Origin of the sequence: Microcystis sp. M49636_WE2 (assembly GCF_030065375.1) — a bacterium.
Classification (GTDB): domain Bacteria; phylum Cyanobacteriota; class Cyanobacteriia; order Cyanobacteriales; family Microcystaceae; genus Microcystis; species Microcystis aeruginosa_C.
On record NZ_JASJFG010000178.1, the window covers coordinates 1 to 4,407 of the forward strand.

At 38.5% G+C, this 4,407-nt stretch carries 4 protein-coding genes; all 4 read left to right on the plus strand.

Annotation, left to right across the window (positions count from 1 at the left end):
- Positions 1-399 precede the first annotated feature (399 nt).
- Positions 400-1,002, plus strand: coding sequence for a Uma2 family endonuclease (locus tag PX484_RS04090; protein WP_287766557.1), 603 nt, complete (start codon positions 400-402; stop codon positions 1,000-1,002).
- A 15-nt stretch (positions 1,003-1,017) separates the two neighbouring features.
- Positions 1,018-2,049 (plus strand): SAVED domain-containing protein, encoded by a 1,032-nt coding sequence (locus tag PX484_RS04095; protein ID WP_288102941.1) that lies wholly within the window; start codon positions 1,018-1,020, stop codon positions 2,047-2,049.
- Positions 2,050-2,056: 7 nt separating this feature from the next.
- Positions 2,057-3,481 (plus strand): Cas10/Cmr2 second palm domain-containing protein, encoded by a 1,425-nt coding sequence (locus PX484_RS04100; RefSeq protein ID WP_288102942.1) that lies wholly within the window; start codon positions 2,057-2,059, stop codon positions 3,479-3,481.
- Between the two features lie 10 nt (positions 3,482-3,491).
- Positions 3,492-4,407, plus strand: a 916-nt coding sequence (locus PX484_RS04105; protein WP_288102944.1) for a type III-B CRISPR module-associated Cmr3 family protein, incomplete at its 3' end; no start/stop codon positions are given.

Genomic DNA, 4,407 nt, shown 5'->3' on the forward strand with positions numbered 1-4,407 from the left:
AATCTAGAGACAGCTTCTTCGGAAATCCCATAGAAGCGCACATCATCCTCTTGAGGATTGACCCTTTCTACTACTTTAGCGTACAGTTTCCGCCTCTCGATGTGTAATTAATTTTGCTTAAGTAATTATCTGTAATTAAGTAGCTGGTTATAATTAAATTAAAAATGGATTTTAGGTTCGATCCCCCCTGCCCCCCTTGATAAGGGGGGTGCCGATAGGCGGGGGGATCTGACAACTTTTAACGCCTACCTACTTAATTGTCTAGCTACTGATTAAGGAGGGTAGCAGGGGTGGGAGTTTTTTTTAAGGATTTTTTAACCCCAAAAATCCCCCGATTCTGGCGAGCAATCAGTATCATAGATAACAACAACAAGCTTTAGGTCTAATCCGATAAAAATCATGACCTACCTATCTCCTAAATTATTCACTTTTGAAGACTTTTTAAACCAGTATGGAGATGACCCACGCTATCAATTAATTGACGGGGAGTTGCGAGACTTGGAACCCACTGGACCTCAGGAATCCGTAGCGGGAAAAATCGCAGGAAGACTGTGGGGAGAAATCTTGCGATTACATCTACCCTGGACAATTCCTAAAAACTGTTTGCTCCGTCCAGAATCGGGTCAAGCTACTGCTTTACGTCCCGATGTCATCATTTTGGATGAAGTGGCCTTTAGCACCGAATCTCTCTGGGAAAAACAAGCAATTTTAACTAGCTCCCAAGCAATTAAATTAGTGGTAGAAGTGGTTAGTAGTAATTGGCAAGATGATTATGCACGCAAAGTTGAAGAATACTCATCTTTAGGTATTGCTGAATATTGGATTGTCGATTTTCGTGGATTGGGTGGCATCTCTTTTATCGGTAAACCCAAACAGCCTACTTTGACTATTTGTCAGCTAGAAGGTGATGAATATCAACAAAAATTATATCGTCTTTATGAGCGCATTAGTTCGGCAGTTTTTCCCGAATTGTCTCTGTGTCTTCTCGATATTATGCCCTAAATCTCTAGTAAAATTATGCTGAAATCTCTTAAAAATGTCCTGAGTAATCTGCGTCAATATCCCTATAATATTATCTTTAATCCCCTCACCAATGCAGCATTAGCCATCGCCGCTATTTTGGCACTAATTGCCGATCAATTTGGCCAGGGATATTATCTAATTTTTCTGATTACTTTGGCTCTAGTTATCATCGGTATCTGGCTAGAATCTCAGAAATACGACCTCTATAAACATCAGGCGATTCCTCTACCGATAGTGATTAATATTGCTAATCCTGCCGATAGTAATAAGGCTCTGCAATCGCTTTTTAATATCATCGAAACAGAAAATAAATACAAAGATCATCAAAATAATCTTGACCAGTATCTCAATATTAGCGAAACAGATTTAATTTTTAACTACTCCTGTGATATTTATGATCAAGAAATGCTGAAAGCTTTTCTGCAAATACTACGCTATAATCTAGAGAAACTTAAGAAAAAAACTCCCCAAAATACTATTATTTATCTTGCCTATATCGGTCCGATTAGCGTCGCTATTATGGTCGGCACTATTCTCGCTACTGAAGGAGTAAAAATCTTTCAATATAATAAATCTTCTGATAGTTATTATCCTGTGGTGGAAATTAGCGATCGCAAACTTAAAGAAGATATTAAGGAATACGAAAAATTTGAGCGTGTTGTCACCGAAAAAGGTCAAGATAGAGTAACTATAGCCATCGATGTTTCTTCCCATAAAATTAATCTTAATGATCAGAGTATTGAAAACTACGGCGATTTAATTTATCTGAAAAGTAAAGGCAGTGGTACAATTGAAAAAAATGAAGATTGGCTACAATATTCTAGAGAAATCTTTAAAACTATCAATATCGCTCAACAAAAAAACTATCAAGAGATTAAGCTAGTTTATTCCATGCCTATAACTTTGGGAATACTTGTCGGAATGGCCGTTCAACAATACTGGCCAATTCTCCTGACTCAATACGGGAATTCTACCTACAGAAATCTTATTAATCTTCAGGAATTTAAACTTTATCGAGGACGGTAAAGATAAAATGAACTATACTGTAATTACCTTTGCTCCTGTGCAAGGATTCATCGGAAAATCGCGTAAACTAAGGGACTTGTACGGTGGTTCTTTTTTATTATCCTATCTTGCCGATGCTATCTGTCAGGCAGCGGATAAATATACTGAATGTAGCCTTATTTCTCCCGCTTTAATTGACGTTAAAAGAGGAACTCCCAACCAAATCTTAATCGCGGGTAATTTTCCCAAAAAAGAAGCCGAACAAGTCTTCAATGACGCATGGCAAAAAGTGGTTAATAAGTGTCGGGTTTGGATTGAACAAAATTTACCACAATACAATTATACTTGGCGACGAGAATGGAACCTATGGATTAATCATACTTGGGAATTCTTCTGGGCGCAAGAGGACTCGATCGATTGTGCGTTTAAAAGTCTGCAACAGAAAAAATATCAACGAGATTGGACGGGAATTAATTGGCAAGGAGAAAGTTCTAGCTTATCGGGTTCCGATGCCATTGTTTGGTATGGAATGACGGATCAAACCCATCCTTTATATTCTAGTATTTCCCAACAAAATCAGCAAATCACTGAATTTTATCAGCAATTAAGTCAAAAACTTTCTAATGCTATCCTCGATGAAACCGAACGTCTTAGCATTCCCGAATTAGTCAAAAGAATGATTACATTATATGATATTGGCAAGCCTTTAAACCTAGAACTTCCTAAAAAATTTGTGGAACTAAATCGCTACGAGGAAAAATCCTATACAGGATGGTTTCAAGGGGACGGTGACGGGATGGGAAATTACCTAAAAAATCTGTCCATATCCTCAAGAAAAGAATTTAGTCAAAGAATGCGACAATGGGGAGAAGAACTAGAAAATTATCTTAACTTTGGTCGCATTATTTATGGAGGAGGAGATGACTTTCTAGGGGTTTTGTTTCCACAAAAATCAGAACCAAAATTAACCCTACAAGATTGTCTATATTGGTTTGATCAATTTCATCGGGAAATCTGGCCAAAACACGGTTATTCTCAGGATATAACTGTTAGCGTCGGTTTTGTTTGGGCAGCTTCAGGAGTTCCTCAGCGTGACATATTGCAACAATGTCGAGAAGCAGAAAAATCCGCTAAAAATCAAGGTAAAAATCGTCTCGCGGTGCGAATTCTTTTTAACAGTGGTAACTATTTAGAGTGGGTTTGTCCCTGGGAAAACTTAAAAGATATCCTCGATAGTTATTGCGATCGCAGTGAAGGAAAAAACTGGACACATTTCTATAGTGATATAGCAACTTTAGAAAATCGCCGCGCTTTTACCGATGATAATCACGATATTGCCAATGCAGTTTTTAACCTTTATTTTAATCAAAATATACCCATCGATACCACCTCTCACCAAGATAGAAATAACTGGGTAATTAACCTCTCAAAAGTGGTCAATCATCTCACCTAAACATAGAAAAATGTTGCAATATCTGATCATAATTAAACCTTTGGGATTTCTCTACGGTAGCGCCGGTCCGTTTCTGTCTCCAGAAAATCTAGTTGGACGTTCAGGAAATCGTTTTCCCCCCACTGCTGCCACAGTTTCGGGACTATTTGCTCACAGCAATCCCACCAATATTCGCGATTTACAAATTGCCGGCCCTTTTTGGGCAAACAGTGAACAACCAGATAACTTTTTTGTCCCCACTCCCTTTATTTATCTGGCTAAAAAACCCCTCGCAAATTATTTTCAAGACCAAGAAAATAACGACAATGGAAAAATTCAACACACCTTAACATGGCAAGAAAAATGGCAAGAGAAAGACAGTAAACAAATTGAGGGAAAATTCGATCGAGATAGTTGGATTCCTATCAACCAATGGTATAATCCTCAAAAAGCCTATGGTTCTCCGTGGCAATATCATCCCCATCTCCATCCGCGTTTGTTAGAGGAGCAAAGAAAGGTAAAAACTGGAGAATTATTCCTCGAAAATGCCGTCCAGTTACATCCAGATGCTTGTCTAGTTTATTTAGCTAATCAACCCCTAGAAAATGGCTGGTATCGCTTTGGTGGAGAATCCCATCTAGTGGAAGTTAAATCACTTGAACTAAGCAGCCATCTCCAAACTTTATTTAATCAAGATGTCGGTCAATATTTTGCCCTCATTACTGCCGCAATCTGGGGAACAAATCGCCTATCAACTCGCAATCCCAGTGATTGGCAATTAGAAACCCTCAACACCGAAAGACCAATAACCTATCGTTATCGATTCGGAGGAAAAGATAAAGTTAAGCGCTTATCTAGGGGACGTTATGCAGTTCCCGCAGGAACAGTTTATCGCTTAAAAAACCCCTTACCATCTTGGCAAAATTGGCAGGAATCTTGGTTCCCCA

Coding starts and splice junctions, on each gene's coding strand:
- PX484_RS04095 (WP_288102941.1), top strand. CDS start 1,018: ATGCTGAAATCTCTTAAAAATGTCCTGAGTAATCTGCGTCAATATCCC.
- PX484_RS04090 (WP_287766557.1), top strand. CDS start 400: ATGACCTACCTATCTCCTAAATTATTCACTTTTGAAGACTTTTTAAAC.
- PX484_RS04100 (WP_288102942.1), top strand. CDS start 2,057: ATGAACTATACTGTAATTACCTTTGCTCCTGTGCAAGGATTCATCGGA.